At 65.4% G+C, this 24015-nt stretch carries 25 protein-coding genes; 10 read left to right on the top strand and 15 right to left on the bottom strand.

The annotated features are described in order from the left end of the window. Nucleotides 1-19: 19 nt before the first annotated feature. Nucleotides 20-1330, bottom strand: coding sequence for an HlyD family secretion protein (locus K408_RS0115825; RefSeq protein ID WP_024339525.1), 1311 nt, complete (start codon nucleotides 1328-1330; stop codon nucleotides 20-22). 195 nt (nucleotides 1331-1525) lie between these two features. Between K408_RS0115825 and K408_RS0115820 the strand changes: the two genes are divergently transcribed. Together K408_RS0115820 and K408_RS0115815 are read left to right on the top strand one after the other, a co-directional pair. After that, a complete protein-coding gene (locus tag K408_RS0115820) occupies nucleotides 1526-2161 on the top strand; it encodes a TetR/AcrR family transcriptional regulator (RefSeq protein WP_024339524.1) in 636 nt (211 codons plus the stop codon). Nucleotides 2162-2214: 53 nt separating this feature from the next. Next, on the top strand, nucleotides 2215-2556 hold the full coding sequence (locus tag K408_RS0115815) for a DUF6665 family protein (RefSeq protein WP_024339523.1): 342 nt from the start codon (nucleotides 2215-2217) through the stop codon (nucleotides 2554-2556). A 15-nt stretch (nucleotides 2557-2571) separates the two neighbouring features. Here the strand turns inward: K408_RS0115815 and K408_RS0115810 are convergent, their stop codons facing one another. From K408_RS0115810 to K408_RS0115785, 6 genes are all read right to left on the bottom strand, one after another. Beyond that, nucleotides 2572-3219: a Crp/Fnr family transcriptional regulator gene (locus K408_RS0115810; RefSeq protein ID WP_245265902.1), complete on the bottom strand. Its 648-nt coding sequence runs from the start codon at nucleotides 3217-3219 to the stop codon at nucleotides 2572-2574. A 153-nt stretch (nucleotides 3220-3372) separates the two neighbouring features. Next, entirely contained in the window at nucleotides 3373-4728 is a 1356-nt protein-coding gene (locus K408_RS0115805; RefSeq protein ID WP_024339521.1) for an amidase family protein, read from the bottom strand. Nucleotide 4729: 1 nt separating this feature from the next. Further along, nucleotides 4730-5737, bottom strand: coding sequence for a taurine ABC transporter substrate-binding protein (locus tag K408_RS0115800; protein WP_024339520.1), 1008 nt, complete (start codon nucleotides 5735-5737; stop codon nucleotides 4730-4732). Nucleotides 5738-5759: 22 nt separating this feature from the next. Then, nucleotides 5760-6599, bottom strand: a complete 840-nt coding sequence (locus K408_RS0115795; protein WP_024339519.1) for an ABC transporter permease — start codon at nucleotides 6597-6599, stop codon at nucleotides 5760-5762. Then, a complete protein-coding gene (locus K408_RS0115790) occupies nucleotides 6596-7894 on the bottom strand; it encodes a M20 family metallopeptidase (RefSeq protein ID WP_024339518.1) in 1299 nt (432 codons plus the stop codon). The genes K408_RS0115795 and K408_RS0115790 overlap by 4 nt, the downstream gene beginning before the upstream one ends. A 244-nt stretch (nucleotides 7895-8138) precedes the next feature. Continuing rightward, nucleotides 8139-9344: an extensin family protein gene (locus tag K408_RS0115785; RefSeq protein ID WP_024339517.1), complete on the bottom strand. Its 1206-nt coding sequence runs from the start codon at nucleotides 9342-9344 to the stop codon at nucleotides 8139-8141. Nucleotides 9345-9491: 147 nt separating this feature from the next. On the opposite strand from K408_RS0115785, the gene K408_RS43900 reads away from it, so the two are divergent. Beyond that, on the top strand, nucleotides 9492-9617 hold the full coding sequence (locus tag K408_RS43900) for a hypothetical protein (RefSeq protein WP_283805273.1): 126 nt from the start codon (nucleotides 9492-9494) through the stop codon (nucleotides 9615-9617). Between the two features lie 67 nt (nucleotides 9618-9684). Here K408_RS43900 and K408_RS0115775 read toward each other — a convergent pair whose 3' ends face one another. Continuing rightward, nucleotides 9685-10551: a DUF2147 domain-containing protein gene (locus K408_RS0115775; RefSeq protein ID WP_024339516.1), complete on the bottom strand. Its 867-nt coding sequence runs from the start codon at nucleotides 10549-10551 to the stop codon at nucleotides 9685-9687. 193 nt (nucleotides 10552-10744) lie between these two features. On the opposite strand from K408_RS0115775, the gene K408_RS0115770 reads away from it, so the two are divergent. Continuing rightward, nucleotides 10745-11524 carry a DUF2147 domain-containing protein gene (locus K408_RS0115770; protein ID WP_024339515.1) on the top strand — a complete coding sequence of 260 codons (780 nt, stop codon included), beginning with the start codon at nucleotides 10745-10747 and terminating at the stop codon, nucleotides 11522-11524. A 39-nt stretch (nucleotides 11525-11563) separates the two neighbouring features. Here the strand turns inward: K408_RS0115770 and K408_RS0115765 are convergent, their stop codons facing one another. Next, entirely contained in the window at nucleotides 11564-12124 is a 561-nt protein-coding gene (locus tag K408_RS0115765) for an NUDIX hydrolase (RefSeq protein ID WP_024339514.1), read from the bottom strand. Nucleotides 12125-12188: 64 nt separating this feature from the next. After that, the gene (gene asd, locus K408_RS0115760) at nucleotides 12189-13052 is read right to left on the bottom strand and encodes an archaetidylserine decarboxylase (protein ID WP_024339513.1); all 864 of its coding nucleotides are present in this window, start codon (nucleotides 13050-13052) and stop codon (nucleotides 12189-12191) included. A 35-nt stretch (nucleotides 13053-13087) separates the two neighbouring features. On the opposite strand from asd, the gene K408_RS0115755 reads away from it, so the two are divergent. Next, nucleotides 13088-14752 (top strand): aminotransferase class III-fold pyridoxal phosphate-dependent enzyme, encoded by a 1665-nt coding sequence (locus K408_RS0115755; protein ID WP_024339512.1) that lies wholly within the window; start codon nucleotides 13088-13090, stop codon nucleotides 14750-14752. 146 nt (nucleotides 14753-14898) lie between these two features. Here the strand turns inward: K408_RS0115755 and K408_RS0115750 are convergent, their stop codons facing one another. The 3 genes from K408_RS0115750 to K408_RS0115740 all read right to left on the bottom strand — a co-directional run bounded on the left by K408_RS0115750 (nucleotide 14899) and on the right by K408_RS0115740 (nucleotide 17452). Further along, nucleotides 14899-15558 carry a membrane protein gene (locus K408_RS0115750; protein WP_024339511.1) on the bottom strand — a complete coding sequence of 220 codons (660 nt, stop codon included), beginning with the start codon at nucleotides 15556-15558 and terminating at the stop codon, nucleotides 14899-14901. A 119-nt stretch (nucleotides 15559-15677) separates the two neighbouring features. Next, nucleotides 15678-16367 (bottom strand): class I SAM-dependent methyltransferase, encoded by a 690-nt coding sequence (locus tag K408_RS0115745; protein ID WP_024339510.1) that lies wholly within the window; start codon nucleotides 16365-16367, stop codon nucleotides 15678-15680. A 32-nt stretch (nucleotides 16368-16399) separates the two neighbouring features. Continuing rightward, nucleotides 16400-17452 (bottom strand): glycosyltransferase family 4 protein, encoded by a 1053-nt coding sequence (locus K408_RS0115740; protein WP_024339509.1) that lies wholly within the window; start codon nucleotides 17450-17452, stop codon nucleotides 16400-16402. A 274-nt stretch (nucleotides 17453-17726) separates the two neighbouring features. Here K408_RS0115740 and K408_RS0115735 point away from each other — a divergent pair, with 274 nt between their 5' ends. Together K408_RS0115735 and K408_RS0115730 are read left to right on the top strand one after the other, a co-directional pair. Continuing rightward, nucleotides 17727-18443 (top strand): L,D-transpeptidase, encoded by a 717-nt coding sequence (locus K408_RS0115735; RefSeq protein WP_024339508.1) that lies wholly within the window; start codon nucleotides 17727-17729, stop codon nucleotides 18441-18443. 113 nt (nucleotides 18444-18556) lie between these two features. After that, complete coding sequence (locus K408_RS0115730) at nucleotides 18557-18976, top strand: c-type cytochrome (protein WP_024339507.1); 420 nt, start codon at nucleotides 18557-18559, stop codon at nucleotides 18974-18976. A gap of 190 nt (nucleotides 18977-19166) precedes the next feature. On the opposite strand, the gene K408_RS0115725 is transcribed toward K408_RS0115730, so the two are convergent. Then, nucleotides 19167-19439, bottom strand: a complete 273-nt coding sequence (locus K408_RS0115725) for a hypothetical protein (protein ID WP_024339506.1) — start codon at nucleotides 19437-19439, stop codon at nucleotides 19167-19169. Continuing rightward, nucleotides 19436-20230, bottom strand: coding sequence for a DUF899 domain-containing protein (locus K408_RS0115720; protein ID WP_024339505.1), 795 nt, complete (start codon nucleotides 20228-20230; stop codon nucleotides 19436-19438). Before K408_RS0115720 ends, K408_RS0115725 begins: the two co-directional genes overlap by 4 nt. Before the next feature lie 140 nt (nucleotides 20231-20370). Between K408_RS0115720 and K408_RS38090 the strand changes: the two genes are divergently transcribed. From K408_RS38090 to K408_RS0115695, 3 genes are all read left to right on the top strand, one after another. Next, nucleotides 20371-21591, top strand: coding sequence for an HTH domain-containing protein (locus K408_RS38090; protein WP_029674079.1), 1221 nt, complete (start codon nucleotides 20371-20373; stop codon nucleotides 21589-21591). Nucleotides 21592-21627: 36 nt separating this feature from the next. Next, the gene (locus K408_RS0115700; protein ID WP_024339502.1) at nucleotides 21628-22266 is read left to right on the top strand and encodes a Vgb family protein; all 639 of its coding nucleotides are present in this window, start codon (nucleotides 21628-21630) and stop codon (nucleotides 22264-22266) included. 141 nt (nucleotides 22267-22407) lie between these two features. After that, the gene (locus K408_RS0115695; protein WP_024339501.1) at nucleotides 22408-23976 is read left to right on the top strand and encodes a DUF4403 family protein; all 1569 of its coding nucleotides are present in this window, start codon (nucleotides 22408-22410) and stop codon (nucleotides 23974-23976) included. Nucleotides 23977-24015: the final 39 nt, after the last annotated feature.

The raw sequence follows: 24015 nt of genomic DNA, 5'->3' as shown, positions 1-24015 counted from the left end.
TCTCGCAGGCTCGGGTCGGCTACTGCGGATGAACCGTGGGATCGTCGAGATCGACCTCACTGTCGGCGTCGGCGGCGCCCTTGTTGGTGTCGACGATCGCATACACCGACATGCCGGCGCGGAGCAGGTTCTGCTTCGCCACCGATTTCGGCACACGGATGCGGACCGGCACGCGCTGCACTATCTTGGTGAAGTTGCCGGTGGCGTTATCGGGCGGCAGCAGCGTGAACACCGAGCCCGCGCCCGCGGCGATGCTGTCGACGACGCCGGAGAACTTGCGCATGCCGTAGGCATCGACCTTGATCGTCACCGGTTGACCGGGCCGGATGCGCTTGAGCTGCGTCTCCTTGAAGTTGGCGTCGATGTAAACGTCGTCGAGCGGCACGATGTTGCCGAGGCGCTGGCCGACCGCGACGAAATCGCCCGTGTTGACGAGGCGATTGGAGAACGTGCCGTTGACCGGCGCGCGCACCGCGGTGAAGCCGAGGTCGCGCTCGGCCTTGGCGAGCGTGGTCTTGAGCTCGGCGAGCTGAGCCTGGGCTTCGGCCTGCTGCGCCTTGGCGACATCGACATTGCTGACGGCGACGTCGTAGGCAGCCTGCGCGGCCTTGACAGCGGCGGCGCCCTGATCGCGTCCGGCTTCCGAGCTCTCGAAGGTGGCGCGCGAGGCGAAGCCCTTGCTGCTCAGCGCTTGCTGGCGCTCGTAGTCGAGGTCGGCGCGCTTGAGGCCTGCCTGCGCCGAGACGAGCTGGGCCTTCGCCTGCGCAACCTGGCTGTCGAGCGCGGCGACCTGGCGGCCGATGCGATCGATGGTGGCTTGCTGAGTGGCGATCTTGCTCGCGGCGGCTTCGACCGCGATCTTGTAGTCGCCGTCGTCGATGCGGAAGACGATGTCGCCGGCGCGGACCGACGTGTTGTCGCCGGGGAGGATCGAGGCAATGTGGCCGGAAACGCGCGCGCCAAGCATGGTGTTGTTGGCGCGGACATAGGCATCGTCGGTGGAGATATAGAAACGTCCGACCAGCGTGTAATAGCCGGCATAGCCCGCAACAGCGAGCGCAAGGAGGAGGCCGACGCCCATCAGGACGAATTTGCGCTTGCCGGATCTCGGAGCGCCGGCGGCGGGCGCATCTGGCGCGGATGCAGCCGGCTTGTCGGTCACGGGCTTTTCCGGCGTCTCCGGAGGCGGCCGTCTCGCGTCCTCGGCGACATGAGTGCGCAACTGCTCGGCAGGGGGTGCGGATGCCTCCGACGCGACATCACCGCTCGACTGCTCCTCCGCCACTTCCTGGCGAAGGACGCGCGCCGTCTGGTCTCTCGATACGGCCATAACGGCCTCCCCCAAAATATACGCAACCGAGGTCGACCGTGCTTGCGGCCGGTTCCTCGCTCATTCCAAATATCATTGACCGAACGGTTCGGTCAATATACATATCAAACTCGGACTGGACCCTAGTGGGTCGACCTTTCGTTGGCGCTTCACAGTTCAACATCCCGGCCAGAAATCTTCCGAGACCCTAAACCAATGGTTGTAGCCAGCGACGAACATCTGCACGTCGTCCAAGATGAGGACAATTCCAAGCGCCGCCAGATCCTGGACGGTGCCCGCAAGGTGTTCATGGACCTGGGTTTCGACGGCGCCAGCATGGGCGAGATCGCCCGTGCCGCGCAGGTCTCCAAGGGCACGCTTTACGTCTACTTCGCCGACAAATCCGCGCTGTTCGAAGCCATCCTCGAACAGGAGGCACTCCGGCACGGCCAGGTCGTGTTCAATTTCGATCCTGCGCGAGATGCCGAGACGACGCTGAAGGAGTTCGGCCTCGCCTACCTTCAGCTGGTCTGCCGGCCCGGCGGCGGATCGGCGATCCGCACCGTGATGGCGATCGCCGAGCGCATGCCCGATGTCGGCCGCCGCTATTATGCGCGCGTGCTGGACAAGTCCATCAACCGCCTCTCCGGTTATCTCAAGGCCCGCGTCGCCGCCGGCGAGCTTGAGATCGGCGAATGCGATCTCGCCGCCTCGCAGTTCATGGAGCTGTCCAAGGCTTCGCTCTTCCTGCCCTTCGTGTTCCAGGCCGCACCCGCGCCGTCGGAACAGCGCATGACCGAGGTGGTCGAGAGCGCGACGCGGATGTTCCTGGCCGCATACCGGGCCAGATAGCACCGACGAGCCACGCGTTGCACGGGCCGGCCGCGCGACACTATATTGCGGTCATGTCTCGTGATCTTCGCCCGCCGGTCGATATCCTCCACTACGAGATCGTCCAGGAACAGGCCTCCGCGCTTGGACGGATGGGCCGCACACTCGAACAGGCGCTGACGCGTTTGCGTGAGTTCGACGCCGTGCACGCAGCCACCGAGTTGCCGCCCTCAATGCAATCGGCCAGGCGCAAGCTGGTGGTGGAAGCTGGCCAGGCCCTGTGGATGTTCGTGGTGCAACGCGAGGCGTCCGGCCTGCGCGACAGCCGCCATATCATGCGCACCTACAACGTCCCAAGCGAAGTGCAGCGGTGCATGGGGCTGGCGCCCACGCCATCGAAGCCGGCCTCGACGTGACGCCGGCTGCGGCCCTCAGTCGGTGATCTGCTTCCTCAACGCCGCGAGATCGTTGACCACCATCTTGGTCGGACCGGTCGAGATGATTCCGTCGTCCTGCAGACGGTTGAGAATCAGGCTGATCGACTGCCGCGTTGCCCCGATCATGCGCGCGAGATTGGCCTGCGTGATGCGGCCGAGCGAAATGGGGCCACTCTCGTCCTGCGCGGCATTCTCGCACATCTTCACCAGCAGGAGCACCAGTCGTTCCGCGGCTTTCTGCCCCGCCAGCGTCTGGGCCAGCATGGAATAGGTCTCGCCCTTGAAGCCGAGACACTCGATCAACGCCACGGCGAACGATGGCGACTGCGCGATCAGCCGACGGATCGCATCCTGGTCGAGATGCAACGCTTCGACCCGGCCGAGCGCGCGCGCCGACCAGCTATGGCGGTGATCGCCAAGGATGTAGGGTGCGCCCACGAAATCGCCGGCCTCCCAGGTCGACAGCATCAATTCGCGGCCCTGCGTCCCGGAATGGGTGCTTTCGACGATGCCGCTCAGGATGATGTGGATGCCGCTCGCGGGCTCCCCCTCTCGCAGCAGGTATTGGCGGTTCTGGTAGCTGGCCAACCTGCCGGTCCGCATCACCAGATCCAGATCGGGCTTATCCAGCGTATTCAGCACATATCGTCCGGTCCCGGCCCTTCGCTGTTCGGCACACGGCTCACCTGGATCGGCCACCTCATGGGCATGACTGCGCCCCACGCTCGGTCTCCCTTCGAGTGACGGCTCGAAGGCTAGGAGGTCTCCGGTCGGATTGCAACGCGGCGCAAATGCTCAAGCCTGGGCTGCCGCTCCCATGAACGCGCAGGCGAGGTCGGTGAGCAGACGCTCCCTCCCCGCCGGCGCCAGAAACGTCACGCCGTAGGGCACGCCGGCCCCGGTCACCGCGTGCGGGACCGCGACTGCCGCGAGCCCGAGCGGATTGGCGTAGTTGGTGTAGTAGCCATTGTTGAAGTTGGCCGTCAGCGGATCACGCGCGACATCATCGATGCTGAGCACGGTTCCGACCGTTGGCACGATCAGCGCATCGTGGTCTTGCCAGAAGTCCCTCAACGCGTGTTGGACCTCCTTGACCTTGTAGAGAGCGCGGTAGGCATCGGCTGCGGACAACGTCCGGCTGCCGAGGACGAGATCGCGCACGATCTTGACGCCCACACCGGGATTTGCGTCGAGGAACGCGCCGACCGAGACATCCCGCTCGGCCAGGAACGGCCCGAAGAACATCAGATCGTTGATCGAGGTGAACGGCGAGAAATCAACCGGTGCGGCCGGCATGTCGATCTGCCGCAACCGGCGAAGTCCATCGCCGAACAGACTTTCGGTCTCGGGATTGCCAAAGAATCTGAGCTGATCGAGGCGCGGCATCGCGATGCGAAACCGCCGCGCGGGCGGCCGCTGCTCCGCCCAGCCTGGAAAGTCGAGCGGCGAGAAGCAGTCGTCGGCATCGCGCCGCGCCAGAACGCGATAGATCTCGTAGCCGTCGCGCGGCTCGCGCGTGTAAAGCGAGATCGTGTCGAAGCTTCGGCAAGCATAGACCATCCCGCGCTGGCTGAAGGCTCCGGGCGCCGGCTTGAAGCCCGTAACGCCGCAATAAGACGCCGGCACCCTGCCCGATCCGCCGGTGTCGGTGCCGAAGGCAAAGGACGATGTGCCGGTTGCGACCGACACCGCCGCCCCCGAGCTGGAGCCGCCCGGAATGTAATCCGGATTGTGCGGGTTGCGGGCGATACCGTAGGGCGAGCGCACGCCGACGAGGCCGGTCGCGAACTGGTCCATGTTGGTCTTTCCGACATAGATCGCCCCGGCGGCAATCGCGTCAGCGACGACAGGACTCGTATCCTTCGCGAGGTAGGCAAACTCCGGACACGCCGAAGTCGTCTGCTCGCCTGCGACATCGATGCAGTCCTTCACCGAGAAGATGAGTCCGTAGAGAGGCAGCCTGTCGATCTCGTCGATACGCGCATCGAGCGCGCGCGCCGCGGTCATGACATTGTCGGGATGGGCGGTCGATATCCATACCCCGCTCTGATCGGCGCCGCTCAGGCGCGACAGCACATGCGCCGCGACATCGGAAGGCTTGAGCGCGCCGCTTCGATAGGCGGCGCGGAGTGAGCCTGGCGAGACATCCATGTCAGCGGCCGATCACCTTCTCGAGATAGGCCGGCTGGATGAAGGCCTCGAAGCCGGCGCGCGGCAACAGCTTGGGCAGGCGCTCCTGCTTGACCAGGAAATCCGCGGTCGCGACCAGGGTATCGACGAACTCGCCTTTCTTCGCGGATGTACCGAGATACTGCTCCGTAAGCTGCTTGTCGCAGGGCACCATTCCGGTGCCCTTCATCATGCGGGTTGCGTCCTCGAGCGGCAGCGAGAGCTCCTCCGCAATGATCTCGGCCGTTTTCTCCGGATTCTTCAGCCAGAAATCGATGCCTTCGCATTCAGCCTTGACGAACTTCTCGACGTAGGACGGATACTTCTCCGCGAACGCGTTCATGACGACCCCGATGTCCCAGGTCGGGTAGCCGCGCCTCGCCATGTCGCCCGAGGTGACGAGGATCTTGCCGCCGTTCTTCACGGCCTTGTCCAGGTTCGGCTCCCAGAACCATGCGGCGTCGATGTCGCCGCGAAGCCAGGCGGCGGCAATGTCGGACGGGGCAAGGTCGATGATCTTCATCGAGGCAGGGTCGACGCCTTCGTTCTTCAGCGCCTGGAGCAGCAGGTAATGTGTGGTCGAACCGAAGGGGGCAGCCACGGTCTTGCCCTTCAGGTCCTTGAGCGAAGTGATGTTCTTGTCTGCGCGAACCACCATCGACTCGACATAGTCGAGCATGTTGATCACCAGGATGCCCTTGATCGGGAGCCCGCGGGTCGCGCCGATAGCGGTCGGCGGATTGCCGAGACCACCGAAGTCGACGTCGTTGCCCGCGATTGCGCGCAGCATGTCGCCGCCGCCGCCGACCTTGACGTATTTGATGTCGACGCCGGGCATCTCCTTGGCGAGCAGGCCGAGATGCTTGGTGACAAGCTGCGCATTCACCAAATTCAGGTAGCCGACCGTCACCTTGGGCGGCTTGTCCTCGGCGCGAGCCGTGGCCGTGAAAGTCAACGTAGCAAGTGCAAGCGCGGCAACAAGTCTCTTCATGTCGATCTCTCCTAGATCAGGATCAGGTTCGGGCCCACGGCATCAGTAATTTGGCGATCGCGCGCATCATCAGGTCGAGCACGACACCGGTCAGGCCAAGCACGATCAGGCCCATGATCACGACGTCGGACAGCAGGAATTTTGCGGCATCCCAGATCATCCAGCCGATACCGGCCGAGGCCGCGACGATCTCGGCGGCGACGAGGACGGTGTAGGTGAAGCCGAGTGAGATGCGCATGCCGGCCAGGATCAGTGGCCCCGCTGCCGGTAGATAGACGTGGAAGAGCAGATGGCGGCGTGTGGCGCCGAGCGATTGCGCGGCACGCACGTAGACCGGATCGACGCTGGTGACGGCCTGGATCGTCGAGATCACGATGCCCGGCAAACCGGCAAGGAACAGCAGCGACAGCTTGGAGCTTTCGCCGATGCCGAGCCACATCACAAGGAGCGTGTAGAGCCCTAGTGGCGGCAACGGGCGATAGAACTCGATCAACGGACTGAGCAGCCCACGTGCATTCCTCGAGACCCCCATGAGAACGCCGAGCGGAATGCCGACCAGACAGGCCAATGCGAAGGCCACGAGGATGCGATAGAGGCTGGCGCCGAGATGCTGGAGCAGCGTGGTCCCCTGATAGCCCTTCGTCATGGTCTTGACGAACGCGGCCCATACCGCCTGCGGCTTCGGCAGGAAAAGCTCGTTGGCCCAGCCGATCTCTGTGACGATGATCCATGTGGTCAGCAGCACGGCGACGGTGAGCGTCGAGAGCAGCACCGACCGCGAGACGTTCGGCATCCTCAGGCTGCCTCGCCGCGTGCGATCGGCCGAGATCGGCATGGCCATGGGAGCTGCCTCGACGCTCATGCGCGCACTCCCAGGATCTGCATGATGGTCAGCGCGTAGATCCGGGTCGCCATCACCGACTTGGTAACCGAGATGTTCTCGTTGTCGACGGCCCAACCATCCTCGCCGGGACCAAAGGTCACCGCGTTGATCCCGGCTTCGCGGAAGCGGATGGTGTCGTTGAAGGCGTTCTTGCGATTGACACCGGGCTCACGCCCCATCAGGCGCCGGTAGACCGCGCGAAGAGAGCGGCAAGGCTCCTCTTCGACGGGCACCGGTTCGGTCGCGTTGACGAACAGCGAGCCGGGCACTTGGCGGACCTCGACCTCGACGTCGTTGACACCAGCAAACGTCTGTTGCCCCAGGCGCTCGATGTCGGAAATGACGCTGCCGAGGGTCATGCCCGGCACAATGCCGACCACCGCGAGCGTGATCGTGCAGGCATCGGGGGAGAATTGCATCTCTCCGGGAAGACCACCACGGATGCGCACCACGGAGCAACATGGCGGCGTGTGCCCCATGAACTTGCTCGGCACATGCGTGAAGGCCATCTCCTTCAGCCTCGGCAGCAGCTTCCCCGCTTCCATGATGGCGTTGACGCTGATGTCGGGCCGCCAGATATGCGACTTGATCCCTCGGACCGTCACCTCGACCAGGCAATGGCCGGAGTTGGCCACCGAGAGGTTCATGCCCCAGTCCTTGCCGACATCACCCCAAGCCGTCGGCTCTGCGGTGATCTCGTAGTCGGCGGTGAGGCCGACCTTCTCCAGCATATAAATCGAGCCCTCGGTGCCGTTGCGTTCCTCGTCGACGGTGTAGCAGCACATCAGCGTGCCATCGAACTTCACGCCTTCTTCGATCAGGGCCTGCACCGCGAGCAGTGATGCCGCAAGATTGCCGCGGGTATCGGAGGTGCCGCGCGCATAGAGCCGGTCGCCATGCCGCGTCGCCTTGAACGGATCGAAATCCGTCATGTGCCATTTCTCCGGCTCGACGACGGGATAAGTATCGAGATGATCGTTCAAGATCAGCGAGGGCGCGCCCTCCCGCCCCTTCAGCACGCCGAGCACGTTCGGCCGGTGCGGCTGCGCGCTGTGCTTGGTGACGACCATGCCGAGGGCTTCGAGCTTGCCCGCAACCAGCATTGAGACCGCCTCTTCCTCGGCGGGCGGCAGATCGGGATCGAGCGGATTTCCCGAGCGCGGCTGCCCGGTGCGGATCAACTCCGATGCGAGTTCGAGCCAGCGCTCCTCCGTGATGCGCGACAGCACACGCTGCTCGAGATCGGAGTAAGGCGGTGTGACAGGCATCTGCATGACGGGTTCCGTTGGCTCACGGCGCCGGCCGCGCCGCTTCGTTGCAGCACCCTCATTGCAGCGAATGTGCCAACCGTCAGAAACCCCATTCGGGCAACGAATAGCAGTTTTAGTTCAATGCCTTGGATGAAAATTGCGACTGTGCAAATTTTTGCGCGGCAGCCGCGCTTTGCCAAAGACACAGCGCCGGCTGAGCAGACCAGCCGCATCCGGGCGGTTGGTCTCCGCTGACGCCGCGCGTCGCCTATTCGTCGATGTAGTCGTCGTCCTCGCGCTTTCGCGCGGTGCTCTTACGCGCACCCAGCGAGCCAGTGACTGACGGTTCGCGCGCATTGGCATAAGGGCTGCGCGATTGCGCCCGCGCGGCAACCTGTTCGCCGGAGACGGCGGCGGGCTGGCAGATCAGGCGACGGCTGGGGCGGCGCATCAGATCGACGTGGATGTGATCGTAGTGGAAGACGTTGGAACCCGGCGCGAGCACGGTGGTGAAATGCGCGCAGGCGCCTGCCTGCACGTCGCGCAAGAAGCCCTGCTCTTCCGGCACGCCGCGCCAGCCGTCCTTCACGGTCACGCGGCGTCCGTCGGCGAGCACGAAGGCCGAGATGTCGAGCGCATTGCCGAAGGCGTGCTCGGAGATGTGGGCGCGCGAGTTGCCGTTCATGCCGCGGCAGGAATAGGCCGAGATCTGCTTGATCTCGGCGACGCGCACGCCGAACCAGCGCATGGCCGAGGGCTGCACGGTGTCGGCGAGCCAGCGGTCGAGCTCGGACACGATCGGACAGGCCAGCGTCGCCGTCGGCTTGATCGCCACGGGACCAACGGCGGTGACGGGATTGCCCTGCGCCGGACCAAGACGCGGCAGCGGCTGCTGCGCGGGGGCCTGCGAATAAGGCGCCGGCCGCGCCGGATAGCTCGGCGCATTCATGTAGCGCGAGGCACCCGCGGCATCGATGCCCTCGGGCGGCAGATCGATCTCGTCTTCCTGCGGCGCCACGCCGGGCGCGTTCAGCGAGATCGGTCCGGTCGAGCCGCCATAGCCGGAGGGCTGGCGCACCTCGCTGTCGGGATAGTTCGGGCGCGGCGGATAGGAGGAGGCTGGATAGTTCTGGCTCTGCGGATAGTTCGATCGCGGCTGCGCCACGGGCCAGCGCGGCTGGCTGCCGATGTTCCCCGGCGGACGCAGTTGCTCGTCGGCGAAGCCGTAGGTGCCGGAGGTTTCTCCGATGGCTGCGACCTTGAGTGGAAATTCGGCGCCGCACTGGCCGGGGCCGGAGATCGGCTCGATGCGGACGATGTCCGCACTCTCCTTGACCGCCCCCGATTTCAGGCATGCGGCCTCCGCCTCGGCCCGCCATGGTTCACGTTCGGCCTGAAAGAAGCCGCGTCCGCAACCCGCTAGCGAAACAAGGACGATGGAGCCGACGAGATACAAACGAACTCCGCGCGTCATGCACGCACGTTCGGTGAATTTACTTAAAGACTCTTCAACGTGTTGATTTCACCTTCCTTAACCATGGCGCCCACGTGGCCCGGCACGCTGCGCCCCCCTTGAGCGACAGCAAGGCTGACTTTTCCGTTGAGAGACTCTCTGTTAACCATGACGGCCGCGGCAAAGCGCGCGACCAGCGGGAGCGACCTCATGACGTTCACCGGCAAACTGAGCGTTATCACCGCCTACTTCGCCATAGCCTTCGTCGGCGCCATCGTGCTCGGGATGATCTAGAAGGCAGCCGTCGACCATGCAGGCAGCTTGCTTGCCCTCCCCCGGACGGTGACAAGAACGCTTGTCATCACGACCGTGCACTCCATTGCCGCGACGTCGTGATCATTTGCTCGCGCGGCGCATCGACGCGCGTCCAGTCGTTGCCGGAGCACCAGAAGCGGCCGAGCGCGCAGGCTTCGACGTGGAGCTTGCCCGAGCCCTTCAGCGTCATCGTCGCACGATAGGTGTTGCCGCTGGCCCGGCTGTAGATGCTGCCGGTCCAGACGTCGTGCTTCTTCGGCTTCATGTTGACGAGCACGCTCTCGCCCCTGCGCGAGGACTCCGTCAGGGCGTAGCCGCACAGTGCAGGCCCACAGCGCTCGATGCGGACCGTCCCCTTGGCACCCGCGCTCTCCCACTCGCCAAGCGGCGTGTAAGCCCGGTCTTCAATCGGCGGTGCAACCGTTGCGGTGTGCATGATCTCGGAGTTTGGAGCGGTGACCGGCGGCTCGCTGCGCTCCAGTTCAATCCGCGGCGGGTTGGAGCTCAGCGCCTCCGATCTTGGCGTCGTCTCCAGTTTTGGCGTCTCCAATCTTGAAGCCGCCGGCGGCACAACGGACTGCGACGCCGTCGCGGCAAGGGCGGGAGGCGCCGGCGGCGATGGCACGACCTCGCTTGCTTGTGGCGGTCCGACCGGCACCGTCGGACAAGCAGGCTGCGGCGCTTGGACGACCGGCGCGGGCGCCTGCGGCAAGGCCCGTGCTGGGCCGGCATCTTCGGTCGGCCGCAAGCTGCGATTCGACACTGTGACATAGGACGCGGACCGGCAACGGCGCGGCGCCTCGACATGGAATCGGTGGCCGCCAATCGAGAAGGTGTAGGAGCCGGCCTCGGCTGCGGGCGCGACCGCCAACAGTGCGATCGATGTGCCAAGCGAAATCGCAAGCCGCTGCATCGGCGTCTCCCTCAATGTCGCGACCACTTTACGCAGAGCAAGTGCGGCTGAATGTGCGCCGCCTCACCCAGGCGGCATGCGGCCGTTGTGATGCCCATCACAGAACGCCCGGTCACCCCGGCGTAGGGTCAAACCACGCTTCATTCACCAGCGACATCAATCCATGTCGGGACCACGCATTCGGGAGGTTGTCATGAACAGGCTTACCATCGCTGCCGCCGCCCTCTTCCTCGCCTCGACTGCTGCCGCGCATGCGGGCAATTCGATCTCGTTCCAGATCGAGGGGCAGCGCATCCGCATCGAGACGCCGCGCAATTGCGCCTCGCTCGATTGCGTGACTATCGTGGCGCCGGGCCTTTCGGACAAGCCGATCAAGCTGAACAACATCAACCTCAAGGGCCTCGGCGGCTCCAAGGACGATGACGTCGACACCACGCCCGCGCCGGCGCCCACCACGGCGCAGCCCGCCCCGGCTCCGGTGCAGCAGCAGCCGGTGCAGTCGACCGCGCCCGCCGCACCGGCCGTAACCACGCCCGCTGCCCCGGCCGGAGCCGTCGCCGCCGCTCCCCCAGCCGCCGTCGTCAACACGCAGCCTGCGCCCGTTGCTGCGCCTGCCCCCGTCGCCGCGCCCGCTCCCGTGGCCGCGGCTCCCGCTCCGGCCCCGGTGGCCGCCGCGCCCGTGGCAGCAGCGAACTCCCCGGTCGGCCTGTGGGCGACCGAAGAGAACAAGGGCAACGTCCGCGTCGAACAGTGCGGCCCCAATCTCTGCGGTTACGCCGAGAAGACCAATGAGCGCATCCTGATCAACATGAGGCCTGCGGGCTCGAAGTGGAGCGGCCGCATTCGCGATCCCAATTCCGGCCGCAACTACGACTCGACGATCTCGATGAAGGGCCCGAACGCGATGCGCGTGCAGGGCTGCGCCTTCGGCGGCATGTTCTGCGGCGGCCAGACCTGGAAGCGCGTGAGCTGACGCGCGGAGCGCGTCGAGCCGGGCGACACAATGGTTCGCTCACGCCTCGCCGCGCAACCACGCCTTCACCTTTTGAAGCAGACCGTGTCGTAGCTGATCGACCGACGCGACTTCAGCCGGCGTCAGCGTCTGCAAGGCCGTACCAATGTCGTCGGCCGCTTGCGCCGCGTCGGGGAGCGGCGATGCCAGCCCCGCCGCCGCGAGCGCGATCGGGCCAACCTGGTAGAGGAACGCGCGTTCGTATTCCCGCGACAGCCGCGCGATCGCATCGTCCAATCCCAGCCAGTCGACCGCCTTGATGTCGTTCATCAGCTTGCGGACCGGCCCATCGCCAGCCTCCATCCGCCAGAAATGCACGACCTTGGAGCGCCCGCCGGATTGATAGGCGAGCGTGCCCAGAAATTCGTGCACGGCAACGTCGTGGCCCGTTTCCTCCAGCACCTCGCGGTGCGCGGCTTCCTTCGGCGTCTCGCCGTCGTCGAGCTTGCCCTTGGGCAGGACCCATTCGTTGCGCTTGCGCTGGCGCACGATCGCGATCAGCGGCTGAGGGCCCCGCCGCAACACAATACCGCCCGCCGCCATGACCGGCGCCCGTGCCATCGCTCATATCCAGTATGGTCGTCCCCGCGGGATGATATAGGCCGCGGGGACGACGGATTGAAGGCTACTTTCTTCTGAGCAGCGCCTGGCCTGCGCGGATGCGCGTTCCTTCTGCGATCCCGTCGCAGAAGGCGAAATCGCCGGGCGCCAGGATGATGATGGTCGAGCCGTGCTCGAACCAGCCGAGCTCCTCGCCTTTGGTCACGTTCACGTCGCAGGGAAAATTGACCGGGCCGCGCGTCTGCGCGTTCAGCACCACGTCGAGAAAATGCAGGCGGATGCTCGCGACCAGGATCGCCGCGACCGGCACCAGCGTCACGGCTTCGCCGGTCGACAGACGCGTGCGGATCACCGCGCGCTCGTTCTTGCAGAACAGCCGCTCGACGCGCTTGAGCGCGATCGGATTGACGTTCCAGACGTCGCCATGAATCAGCGTGACGCGTTCGATGTGCGCGTCATAGGGCGCATGGAAACGATGATACATGCTGGAGGTCAGCCGCAGCGTGACGAACGAGCCGTTGCGGTGCTGGTCGACCAGAGCGGAATCGCCGAGCAGATCCAGCAGCGAATACGGCGCGCCCTTGACCTGGAACAGCTCGGCATCCGCGATCCTCCCGTGAGCGCCGACGATGCCGTCCGAGGGGCTGGCAACAACGGCAGGATCCGGATCGAACGGGCGCAGGCCCGGCTTGAGCTCCCGGGTGAAGCAGTCGTGCAGACTCCTGAAATGCGTCTTGCGCGCCTCCGACAGATCGAGGTCGGAGAACAGCTTCCACAGCGCGATCGAGAAATCCCTCACCAGGGGATTCTCGATCTTGGAGAACCAGCCCATGAAGCGGGTCAGGGCCGCGCGCGGGATGCGGTTGGTCAACAGGAAGTTGAGGTCTTCCTGCTGGGTGAAAGAGGCGATGAGGGCTTTGACTGTCATGAATCTGTCAGCTCACAGGGTTAGCGCTTGTTGTCATGGAAACGACACTCCCGATTCTCTCGATGTCCGTGGCCGCAGCAGCGTCCGCTGCCGCCGTCCTCCCGAAGCTCAAGGCGCGGGTCGAATTGTCCCGCGCCAAGCACCGCTCGCTTGCCGGGCATTCCAAGATGTCGCGCCGGGTGGCGCGGCTGCTTCCATTCTACGAGTTCGCGGATGCCGACTATTTCTCCTGCGACGGCGCGCCGGCGAACATCGCCGCGCAGCGCAAGGACGGCTTCTTCCGTCTCGCCGCCCTCTACGCCGAGCGCTACCCGAAGGGCCGCGCGATGACGAGGGAGGCCGCGGAAAAAATCTCCGATCTGAACTTCACCGAGAGCTACCGCGTGCCGTTCCAGTTCTCGCGCCTCGTCCGCGAGCATCTGGGCACCTCGACCTTCGTGGAATCGTCGAGCGGCGTCACCGTCACCGATGTCGACGGCAACAGCTTCTACGACCTCACCGGCTCCTACGGCGTCAACATCTTCGGAAACGACTTCTACAAGGAGTGCATCGAGGGTGCCGAGAAGCGCGCGCACGCGCTCGGTCCTGTGCTCGGCCCCTACCACCCCGTCATCCTCGACAACGTGTCCCGGCTCTGCCGGATCTCGGGCCTCGACGAAGTCTCGTTCCACATGTCCGGCACCGAGGCCGTGATGCAGGCGGTACGGCTCGCGCGCTACCACACCAGACGGACGCATCTGGTACGCTTTGCCGGCGCCTATCACGGCTGGTGGGGCGACGTGCAGCCCGGCGTCGGAAATCCGATTCCCGCACACGAGACCTACACCCTCGCCGAGATGTCGGAGAAGACGCTGCACGTCCTGTGCACACGCAAGGATATCGCCTGCGTGCTGGTCAATCCGCTGCAGGGGCTGCATCCGAACGCCAACGCACCCGGCGATTCCTCGCTGGTCGATTCCTCCCGCGGCGGCCACTTCGATCGTGCCGCCTACACCGAGTGGCTCAAGAAGCTGCGCGAGGTCTGCACCGAACGCGGCATCGTGCTGATCTTCGACGAGGTCTTCGTCGGCTTCCGCCTCGCCGCCGGCGGCGCCCAGGACTATTTCGGCGTGCGCGCCGACATGGTGACCTACGGCAAGAGCCTTGCCGGCGGCCTGCCGGTCGGCGTGGTCTGCGGCAAGCGCGAGCTGATGCGCCGCTTCCGCGACGATCGGCCCGCCGACATCTGCTTCGCCCGCGGCACCTTCAACTCGCACCCCTATGTCATGACGGCGATGGACGAGTTCCTGAGCCGTCTCGCCAGCCCGAACTTCCGCGCCGTCTACGACGGGCTTGACGAAACCTGGAACGGCCGAGTCCAGAAGCTGAACCGGATGATGGAGAGCGCCGGCCTGCCGGTGCGCTTCGCCAACCTCTCGTCGATCTGGACGGTGAAGTACACCACGCCGTCCCGCTACAACTGGATGCTGCAGTACTATCTGCGCGCCGAGGGCTTGGCGCTGAGCTGGGTCGGCACCGGACGGCTGATCTTCAGCCTCAACTACACCGACGCGGACTTCAACGAGGTGGCCGAACGGTTCGTGCGCGCCGCCGAGAAGATGAAGGCCGACGGCTTCTGGTGGCACGACGGTGTGCTCACCAACAAGAACATCAAGCGGCAGATTCTGAAAGAGATGCTGGCCAAACGCTTCGGGCGCTGAGGCCAATTGCTCCAGGGGCGTCGTGGCCGGGCTTGCCCCGGCCATCCGCGCGTCTCCGCGCGCTAGCTCCAAGACGTGGATGCCCGGGACGAGCCCGGGCATGACGTAACCATGAGACATCGAATTGCTTGGTGAGGCCGGCGCGCTCAGGCGTGCTGCTCTTCGAGCACCGGCTCGCCAGCGAGGCCCAGCGTGTGCTCGGGGTTGAGGTGCAGTCCGGGGTCCATCAGCTCGCCCCGCAACAGCGCGAGCGGGGCCTTGTGATAGAGCATCAGGTCGTGGAACGGGTCGGTCAGGATCTTGGTCATCCAGACGAGACCGGTCTCGACGTCGCGAATGAAGAACAGGTGCACCGTGCGGAACAACAGGCCGCCGCCGCCGACCACCAGCCAGATCTTGGCCACCTGGCGCATGAAGTCGGTCGCACTCGCCCACGGGGTGAACAGGCCGAACAGCGTCGGATCAACCACCAGCACCAGGGGCGAGAGCGCCCAGATCGCCATCAGCACCACCTTGCGCTGCAAGTTGTAGCCGACCTTGATCTCTTCCTTGTACTCGTGTGTCGCCTGGTTGACGTGGTCGTAGGTGTGCGGCTCGAAGAAGAAGTGACCGGCCTGGCGTGAGGTCATCGAGACCAGCCAGCCGACCAGCGCCGACACCACGGGATCGATGAACAGCCAGACATAGGCGAAGAGAAAGCTCAAGGCGCTGATGAAGTGCAGGCTCTGATTGATGCGGCTGTGGTGATAGTAGCGATGGTCGTCCCAGCGCTGGATTCGCAGCTGCTCGAGATAATTCTTGATCATGCTCTCCCCCAAAATGCTTTCGGGTCCGGAATTACAGGGATTCGATGTAGGCCGTGTGACATCATCATCTTATCATGTGACGATGCGCAGCGGCGCGGTGACGCACGCGACGCGTAAGCTCACGCCGCCTTGGCGACGTCGATCTTGCGGAAGCGCACCAGCGAGAAATGACCGAGCGGCGGAATCAGGCGGCGCTCGGCGAGCTCGATGCCCTTCGCACCGGCGAGCCATTTGGCATAGCGCGACCAGGCGAATTCGGCGGTGCGGAAGCCGAGCGGACGCACCACCGGCTGCAGCTTCTGCTCGATGAAGCGGCGCATGCCGGTGTCCGCGCTGACGCGCGTGAGGATGATCAGCTCGCCGCCAGGGCGCAGCACGCGGGCGAATTCGTCCAGCGCCTTCTCCGGGTTCGGCACGGCGGTGACGACATATTGCGCCATCACGACGTCGAAGGAATTGTCCGGGAATTCGAGCTTCTCGGCGTCCATCACCGCGAGACCCTCGACGTTCTTCAGCTTCTGCTCCTTCACGCGGCGGCGCGCCTTGTCCAGCATCGCTTCCGAAATGTCGGTGCCGAAGATGCGCAGGTTCTGCGCGTAGAGCGGCAGCGAGATGCCGGTGCCGACGCCGACCTCGAGCACGCGGCCGCCGATCTTGTTGGTGGCCGCGATTGCCGCCTGCCGGCCCTTGGCGAACACGCCGCCGAACACGAGATCATAGACGGGCGCCCAGCGGTCGTAGGCCTGCTCGACCGTGCCGCGGGTGAGGTCGAGCTGCTGCGTGCCGTCAAGGTTCATGATCTTAGCCATCGATGGGTTCTCGCTGTGGTTCAAATGGACGATCAACCGCGCACCGGCCGCCTCGCCATGCGGGGCAAGGCGCGCAAGGCGCGGCTGGGCTGAAGTGAGGTGAGATTGCCGACGAACTGGCGCGCGCTGTTCTCCCACGAGCGCTCCAGCGCGAAATTGCGGCAGGTCTCGCGGGACATGGTGAGCGCGCGCAGGCACGCGGCGCGCAGATCATGGTCGATCGCCCCGATCGGATAAGCGGCGATGACGTCCTTCGGACCTGTGACCGGAAACGCCGCAACCGGCGTGCCGCAGGCCAGCGCCTCCAGCTGCACAACGCCGAACGTGTCGGTCAGGCTGGGGAACACGAACACGTCGGCCGCGGCGAGATGGGCGGTGAGATCCGCTCCTTTCTTCTCGCCGAGGAAGACGGCATCAGGGTGCTTCTTTTCCAGCGCAGCTTTCTGCGGGCCATCGCCGACGACCACCTTGGTGCCGGGCAGGTCGAGCGATAGGAACGCTTCCAGATTCTTCTCCACCGCCACGCGCCCCATCGTCATGAAGATCGGACGCGGAAGGTCGAGCGGAGCCGGAGCGTCGGGATGAAACAGCTCGGTGTCGACGCCGCGCGTCCAGAAGCCGAGCCGCTTGAAGCCGCGATCGGACAGCTCCTGCCGCAGCGAAGGCGTCGCCACCATCGTCATGGCGGCGGCGTCGTGGAAGTGACGCAGCACGGCATAGCCGACCGCGGCCGGGATGCCGGTCCGCACCGCGACGTATTCCGGAAAGCGCGTCGTATAGGAGGTGGTGAAGGCGAGCCGGTTGCGCCGGCAATAGGCCCGCGCCGCCCAGCCGATCGGGCCCTCGGTCGCGATGTGCAGCGCGTCCGGCGCGGCCTTCTCGATCCGCCGCGCGATCTCCTTTCCGCCCGGCAGCGCGAAGCGCAGGCCGGGATAGGTCGGCAGCGGCCAGGACGGAAAGCCGTCCGGGGTGAGGAAGTCGATCTCGACGTCGAGGCCCTTGGCCGCATTCGCCAGCGAGGTCAGCGTCCGCACCACGCCGTTGACCTGCGGATGCCAGGCGTCGGTCGCGATTAATACCCGCATCGGAAAATCCCGAGAGGTTGATGATTCTCAGGCATCGACCATCAACGAAGGATATTTCACGCGTGTGACGTCATCGAAATGTCGGCGGGCTGTTTTGTTCGTTAACGGGCCGTCAAGGCCACGAAACTGTCATGAAACAATCCTTGCGGCCACGAAACCAATTTCGGTTTTCCGCGCAAATGTCCCGAAACGCTTTTCCGTTAGTGATTTAGGCAACGGAGCACCGAAACGGTGCCGCGGTGAGCAACGACACCGAGCAAACAGGGGCGATCAAATGTTCAATCTGGACACCTTCAAGACCTATTCGCGCGCCGTCGCGCTCGGTGCAGCCACGATCTCCGCAATCGCGTTCGCAGGCGCGGCCAACGCCGCGCCAATGCAAATCTTCCCGTTCTTCCAGCCGCTGCCGCAGCTGGCCGCGCCGCAGCCGTTCGAACCCTATCAGCCTCACCAGGCAACGCCTTACCAGGCCGCGCCGTCCGAGGATCAGGACGCAGTCGAACTGCCGGCCCGTTTCCGCCGCCAAACCGTTGCCTACGCAACGCGCGAAGCGCCGGGCACCATCATCATCGATACGCCCAACACCTATCTCTATTATGTGCTCGGCAACGGGCAGGCGCTGCGCTACGGCATTGGCGTCGGGCGCGAAGGCTTCACCTGGTCCGGCATCCAGTCGGTCAGCCGCAAGGCCGAATGGCCGGCCTGGACCCCGCCGCCGGAAATGATTGCTCGCCAGCCGTATCTGCCGCGTCACATGGCAGGCGGCCCCGGCAATCCGCTCGGCGCACGCGCCATGTATCTCGGCGGCACCATCTACCGTATCCACGGCACGAACGCCCCCGAGACCATCGGCAAGCGTGTCTCCTCCGGCTGCATCCGCATGACCAACGAAGACGTCACCGACCTCTATTCCCGCGTCAACGTCGGCACCAAGGTGATCGTGCTTCCGATGACGGAGCGCCGCGCAGACCTCGGCACCGCAACGCGGTAAAGCGACAGGACATCGTGACGCAAACGGCCCCGGAACCCGCCGGGGCCGTATTCGTTTGCCCTCGGCATCCCCGACGCGCGCTTGCTGCGGCGCAGGTCCCGATGGAGGCGCAAATGCAATCACGCCTGCAATCCTCGCCGAACCCGTGGCTGCACGTCCTCGTCGGTGCTGGAGCCCTGATGCTGCTGCTGTCCGCGCCGTCCTCGCTCGCGCAGCAATCCGCCAATGACGACGCAGGCAAGCAGGCCTTCAACAATTCCTGCCGCACCTGCCATTCCATAAGGGAGGGCGACAATCGCCTCGGTCCCAATCTCAACAAGATCGTCGGACGCAAGGCCGGCTCGCTGCCGGACTACAATTACTCCTCGTCCATGAAAGAAGCCGGCTTCGTCTGGGACCAGGACAGGCTCACCCGCTTCATGGTCAAGCCGGACGAGGTCGTGTCCGGCCACAAGATGCAGCCCTATGGCGGTATCTCGGCCGATGAGGCGGCGAAGGTGGTGGCGTATTTGCAGGAGGCGGGCTCGCAATAATAGCCCGCCCGACGTCGGCGATTCGGAAGTCGCTGCGCATCCTTCGAAATGCCCGCCTTTGGCGGGCCCCCAGGATGAGGGCTGAGCAAGTGGCCGCCAGTCCTTCCACGATGCTCGCGCCAAGGCACGGCCAACAGTTAGCCTCATCCTGAGGAGACCGCCAAGCGGTCGTCTCGAAACGACGAGGCGTTCACGACGGCCGAAGCCTCCGCTCCGCAATCAGCTTCAGCCACGCCCCTGAATGAAACGCGCTCATCAAGAGATACATCGGCACCATCCCGCCGAGCACGGAGCCCTGCCCGGCGCACAGCATGTCCGCCGCTCCGTCGCCAAGCACAGCCGTCGACGCGGCCATGATCGCGAAGGTCGGGGTGGCCGCCAGCCCGAGCCACCTGGCGAGGTGGCGCGCGGCCCGCATGCCGTCGGGGCCGGTGCCGGCGGCCGCGCTGACCGAACCGGTCATTTCCTTTCCCCCGCGGCCTCCTCGCGAAAGGCCTTCTCGCCGGCGTCCGAGATCTCCACCCATCTCTTGTCGGGCGCCGCGCCCTCCGTGTAGCTGTCGTGCCAGTTCCACCATTTATAGGTCGGCGTCTGCGGATAGCCCTTCGGCGAATCCTCCCACACCTCCTGGCGGCCGAGCGGCGTGATGTCGAGATAGTTCCAGGTGCCGCCCATCTGCTCGTCGCCCCGGCTCTTGACGAAATAGGTGCGGAAGATGCGCGTCCCGTCACGGTAGAACACGTTGGTGCCGTGCCATTCGCCGACGCCGAAATCGGCATCGAAATTGTCGGTGATCGTGACCCACGGCATGGTCCAGCCCATCCGCTGCTTCAGCCTGGTGATCGCGGCCTGCGGCGCGCGCGAGGCGAACACCAGCGTGGTGTCGCGGGCGTTCAGATGCGCGACATGCGCGACCTGATCCGCCACCATGGAGCAGCCGCGGCAGGCATGATCGGGCCAGCCGAACACACCGGGCTCGAAGAAGGCGCGGTAGACGATCAGCTGCCGCCGCCCCTGGAACAGGTCGAGCAGACTGAGCTTGCCGCCGGGCCCCTCGAACGCATAGGTTTTGTCCACTGCCATCCACGGCATGCGCCGGCGCTCGGCCGCCAGGGCATCGCGGGCACGAGTATGCGCCTTTTCCTTCACGAGCAGCTGCAGACGAGCCGCCTCCCAGTCCTGCGGCGACACCACAGGCGGGGTCTGCATGGTGGTCCCTCCGTTGGTCCCTGCGTTTTCAACTGATGTCATGATCACTCTCCAAATCTCTTGCCTCGGCCATCGTTGCACACCCCGCCGTGCCGGAAGCGGAACCTGCCGCCCCTTCTTGGCCGTCTGCGATTTCTGCCACCGGACAGCTGCGTGGTGGGAGTAACAAGTGTGGCGGGATTGACATGGAGTCGCTGATCACCGCCGCGGCGCGCGCGCTGGAGGCCGGCGATCCGCTCGGCGCGCTCAACCGCGTTGCATTGCGCAACGATGCGCCGTCGCTTGCGCTGCGCGGCATCGCGATGGCGCAACTCGGCGATCTCGCCAGGGCCAAGGCGCTGCTGCGAAGCGCAGCGCGGGCCTTCGGTCCGCGCGAGGCGGTCGCGCGCGCAAGATGCGTCGTGGCCGAAGCCGAGATCGCGCTGGTCTCGCGCAATCTGAGCTGGCCCGTGAAGGCCCTCCGGGCAGCACGCGCGACGCTCGAAATGCACGGCGATCTCGCCAATGCCGCCCATGCGGGTCACGTCGAAGCGCGCCGCTTGCTTCTGGTTGGGCACCTTGATGAGGCCGAGCGCACGCTGGCCGAAATCCGACCCACGCCGCTCCCGCCGGCATCACAAGTCACCCGCGAGCTTGTGGTCGCAGGCATTGCAATCAGGCGCCTCAGGACGAAAGAGGCGCGCACGGCACTCAGCCGCGCAGCTCACGCAGCACGGCTGGCGAGAATCCCGGCGCTCGCGGCCGAGGTCGACGGCGCGAAGCTCGTCCTCGATGCGCCCGCAGCTCGCCTGATCTGTCGCGGCAGCGAACATCCGCTGTTGCTCGGCGAGGTCGAACGACTGACGACCTCGGCCGCGCTCCTCGTGGACACCTTTCATCACGTCGTGCGCAGGCAAGGCGTCGTCGTGTCGCTCGGAACGCGCCCGGTGCTGTTCGCGCTCGCTCGTCTGCTGGCGCAGGCATGGCCCGCGGATGTCTCGCGCGAGATGCTGATATCGGGCGCTTTTCGAGCCAGGCACGCCGACGAGTCGCACCGCGCGCGATTGCGCGTCGAAATCGGACGGCTTCGCACCAAGCTCAAACCTCTGGCCGACATCAGCGCGACCAGGAAGGGCTTCGTGCTTGCGCCGCGGAAGACGCGCGACGTCCTCGTGTTGGCGCGGCCCGTCGAGGAGAAGCACGCCGCCGTTCTTGCCTTTCTTGCCGATGGCGAACCATGGTCGAGCTCGGCGCTCGCGCTTGCGCTCGGGATCAGTCCGCGCACCGTGCAGCGCGCCCTCGAGGAGCTGGCGCGATCCGGCAAGGTGCAGTCATTCGGACACGGCCGGGCGCGCCGCTGGATGACGCCGCCCATTCCAGGTTTCCCGACAGGCTTGTTACTCCCCGGACCGTTTCTGAAAACGTAGGATGAGATCAGGTCACATCCAACAGGGATCGCGCACATGAAACGTTCAGCCGCCGAGATCGTCACGGAGTATGGGCCTTTTCCAGGCGTCGAGACCGTGCATGGCGTCACCTATGACGGCAGGCATGTCTGGTTCGCATCCGGCGACAAGTTGAACGCGGTCGATCCGGCCGACGGCAGCATCGCGCGGTCCATCGACGTCGCCGCGCATGCGGGAACGGCGTTCGACGGCCGGCACCTGTTCCAGATCGCCGAGGATCGCATCCAGAAAATCGATGCAGCCTCAGGCAGGGTGCTCGGTACCATCCCGGCGCCCGGCGGCGGCGGCGATTCCGGTCTTGCCTGGGCCGAGGGCTCGCTCTGGGTCGGACAATATCGCGAGCGCAAGATCCATCAGGTCGATCCCGAAACTGGAGAGGTCCTCCGCACCATCGAGAGCAAGCGCTTCGTGACCGGCGTGACCTGGGTCGACGGCGAGCTCTGGCATGGCACCTGGGAGAACGAGCAGAGCGACTTGCGGCGCATCGACCCCGAAACCGGCAAGGTGATGGAGCAGCTAGATCTGCCCGCCGGAACGGTCGTGTCGGGGCTGGAGTCTGATGGCGGCGATCGCTTCTTCTGCGGCGGCGGCGATCGCGGCAACGTGAGAGCCATCCGCCGTCCGAAGCGCAGCTAGCTACCAGTGGCGGCCTGAATACGTATCGAGGGGCGCGTTCGCAGCCGTTAACCTGTTCGCCCCAATTCTACCCCACCGGTGCGCTCTAGCGCCCTCCTCGCCTGCCCTGTAGAATCCCCGATGGGGCGGCTTGGGGGATTGATGCGACCGACATTGAATCTGAAGACTATCCTGGTCGGCGTCGCTGTGCTCGCGGCGTCGTTCTTCATCAGCCTGAAGGCAATGGATTTGCTGTCGCCGCGGGCGACGAATTCGGCACCCCCGGTCGCGCAACTGCCGCCGCTTCCGCCCGCCTCGAAGAGCTCTATCGTGATCGCGCCGGTGGCTATCGCGCTGTCTGCGATCCGCGAGCAGGCCGAGAAGGCCGCGCCGCGCAATTTTGCCGGCAAGGCCGACAACCCGATCTCGCAGATCCTGGAGAACGCCGATATCGGCTGGTCCGCCGTGCGCGGGCCAATGGCGACCAGCGGCGACAAGGACGTGCTGACGATCTCGACGCCGCTCACCGGCAGGCTGAACGTCACGGGCTCGCTATCGTCGAAAGCCACCGGCGCACTCGGCGACGCGCTCGGCAGCGTGCTTGGCGGTGACGCAGCAAAACGGATCGGCGCGGTCAACATCAAGAACCTGAACGCCAACGCCGAGATCAAGGGCAACGTGGTCGTCACCTCGCGTCCCAAGCTCGCGGCCGCCTGGCATCTGGAGCCCAATCTCGGCGCCCAGGTCAATCTCGGCGACACCAACCTCAACGTCGCCGGCGCCAGGGTCAACGTGCCGGCGCAGGTGAAGCCGCTGATCGACAAGACCGTCGGCGAGCAGATCAACGCGGTCTCCGAGCGCATCCGCAACGATCCCTCGCTGCGCGACAATGCAAGGGCACAATGGGTCAAGGCGTGCCGCTCGATTCCGCTGCAAGGCTCGGGCTCGTCAGCCGCACTGCCGCCGCTCTGGCTCGAGATGAAGCCGGTCCGCGCCATCGCAGCGCAGCCGCGCGTCGACGCGCAGGCCGTGACGCTGCTGCTCGGCCTCGAAGCCGAGACACGCGTGACCTCGACACCGACCAAACCCGACTGCCCCTTCCCCGACAAGATCTCGATCGTGCCGCCGACCGGCACGGGCGTGAACATCGGCGTGCCGATCGACGTGCCCTTCACCGAGATCAACAAGCTGATCGCAGCCCAGATGGTGGGCCGGACCTATCCCGAGGACGGCTCCGGCCCGGTCGACGTCACCGTCAGGAGCGCCAACGTGACACCCTCGGGTGACCGGCTGCTGATCTCGCTTTTGGTGCAAGCGAAGGAGAAGAAGAGCTGGCTCGGCCTCGGCGCCGAGGCGACGGTGCACATCTGGGGCCGGCCCGTGCTCGACCAGGCGCGGCAAACGCTGCGCCTGACGGACATCGAGCTCGCGGTGGAATCCGAGGCGGCGTTCGGTCTGCTCGGCGCCGCCGCGCGCGCGGTGGTGCCGCAGATGCAGCAGGCGCTGCTGCAGAGAGCAACGCTCGATCTGAAGCCGATCGCCGCCAATGCGCGCGAGAAGATCGCCGCCGTGATCGCGGACTATCAGAAGATCGAGGATGGCCTTAGGGTCGAGGCCAAGATCGACAGCCTGACTCTCGCCGACATCGCCTTCGATTCGAAGACGCTTCGCGTGGTCGCGGAAGCCGGCGGCACGCTGAACGTTTTCGTGACGAAGCTGTCGGGGATGTAGGCCACCAGATGGCGCTCCACAAAGAAGCGATAACGCGCC

The sequence above is a fragment of the Bradyrhizobium sp. in8p8 genome (assembly GCF_000426845.1).
GTDB classification, from domain to species: domain Bacteria; phylum Pseudomonadota; class Alphaproteobacteria; order Rhizobiales; family Xanthobacteraceae; genus Bradyrhizobium; species Bradyrhizobium japonicum_C.
Note: the sequence above shows the minus strand (reverse complement) of the source record. Positions and strands in the feature narration are given on the sequence as shown.

What these genes read in the sequence shown, in the direction of transcription:
- K408_RS0115770 (WP_024339515.1), top strand. Translation starts at nt 10,745, where the DNA reads ATGAACAGGCTTACCATCGCTGCCGCCGCCCTCTTCCTCGCCTCGACT.
- K408_RS0115700 (WP_024339502.1), top strand. Translation starts at nt 21,628, where the DNA reads ATGAAACGTTCAGCCGCCGAGATCGTCACGGAGTATGGGCCTTTTCCA.
- K408_RS0115735 (WP_024339508.1), top strand. Translation starts at nt 17,727, where the DNA reads ATGTTCAATCTGGACACCTTCAAGACCTATTCGCGCGCCGTCGCGCTC.
- K408_RS0115765 (WP_024339514.1), bottom strand. Translation starts at nt 12,124, where the DNA reads ATGGCACGGGCGCCGGTCATGGCGGCGGGCGGTATTGTGTTGCGGCGG.
- K408_RS0115825 (WP_024339525.1), bottom strand. Translation starts at nt 1,330, where the DNA reads ATGGCCGTATCGAGAGACCAGACGGCGCGCGTCCTTCGCCAGGAAGTG.
- K408_RS0115795 (WP_024339519.1), bottom strand. Translation starts at nt 6,599, where the DNA reads ATGAGCGTCGAGGCAGCTCCCATGGCCATGCCGATCTCGGCCGATCGC.
- K408_RS0115730 (WP_024339507.1), top strand. Translation starts at nt 18,557, where the DNA reads ATGCAATCACGCCTGCAATCCTCGCCGAACCCGTGGCTGCACGTCCTC.
- K408_RS38090 (WP_029674079.1), top strand. Translation starts at nt 20,371, where the DNA reads ATGGAGTCGCTGATCACCGCCGCGGCGCGCGCGCTGGAGGCCGGCGAT.
- K408_RS0115800 (WP_024339520.1), bottom strand. Translation starts at nt 5,737, where the DNA reads ATGAAGAGACTTGTTGCCGCGCTTGCACTTGCTACGTTGACTTTCACG.
- asd (WP_024339513.1), bottom strand. Translation starts at nt 13,052, where the DNA reads ATGACAGTCAAAGCCCTCATCGCCTCTTTCACCCAGCAGGAAGACCTC.
- K408_RS0115745 (WP_024339510.1), bottom strand. Translation starts at nt 16,367, where the DNA reads ATGGCTAAGATCATGAACCTTGACGGCACGCAGCAGCTCGACCTCACC.
- K408_RS43900 (WP_283805273.1), top strand. Translation starts at nt 9,492, where the DNA reads ATGACGGCCGCGGCAAAGCGCGCGACCAGCGGGAGCGACCTCATGACG.
- K408_RS0115785 (WP_024339517.1), bottom strand. Translation starts at nt 9,344, where the DNA reads ATGACGCGCGGAGTTCGTTTGTATCTCGTCGGCTCCATCGTCCTTGTT.
- K408_RS0115775 (WP_024339516.1), bottom strand. Translation starts at nt 10,551, where the DNA reads ATGCAGCGGCTTGCGATTTCGCTTGGCACATCGATCGCACTGTTGGCG.
- K408_RS0115725 (WP_024339506.1), bottom strand. Translation starts at nt 19,439, where the DNA reads ATGACCGGTTCGGTCAGCGCGGCCGCCGGCACCGGCCCCGACGGCATG.
- K408_RS0115750 (WP_024339511.1), bottom strand. Translation starts at nt 15,558, where the DNA reads ATGATCAAGAATTATCTCGAGCAGCTGCGAATCCAGCGCTGGGACGAC.
- K408_RS0115740 (WP_024339509.1), bottom strand. Translation starts at nt 17,452, where the DNA reads ATGCGGGTATTAATCGCGACCGACGCCTGGCATCCGCAGGTCAACGGC.
- K408_RS0115695 (WP_024339501.1), top strand. Translation starts at nt 22,408, where the DNA reads ATGCGACCGACATTGAATCTGAAGACTATCCTGGTCGGCGTCGCTGTG.
- K408_RS0115820 (WP_024339524.1), top strand. Translation starts at nt 1,526, where the DNA reads ATGGTTGTAGCCAGCGACGAACATCTGCACGTCGTCCAAGATGAGGAC.
- K408_RS0115815 (WP_024339523.1), top strand. Translation starts at nt 2,215, where the DNA reads ATGTCTCGTGATCTTCGCCCGCCGGTCGATATCCTCCACTACGAGATC.
- K408_RS0115805 (WP_024339521.1), bottom strand. Translation starts at nt 4,728, where the DNA reads ATGGATGTCTCGCCAGGCTCACTCCGCGCCGCCTATCGAAGCGGCGCG.
- K408_RS0115790 (WP_024339518.1), bottom strand. Translation starts at nt 7,894, where the DNA reads ATGCAGATGCCTGTCACACCGCCTTACTCCGATCTCGAGCAGCGTGTG.
- K408_RS0115755 (WP_024339512.1), top strand. Translation starts at nt 13,088, where the DNA reads ATGGAAACGACACTCCCGATTCTCTCGATGTCCGTGGCCGCAGCAGCG.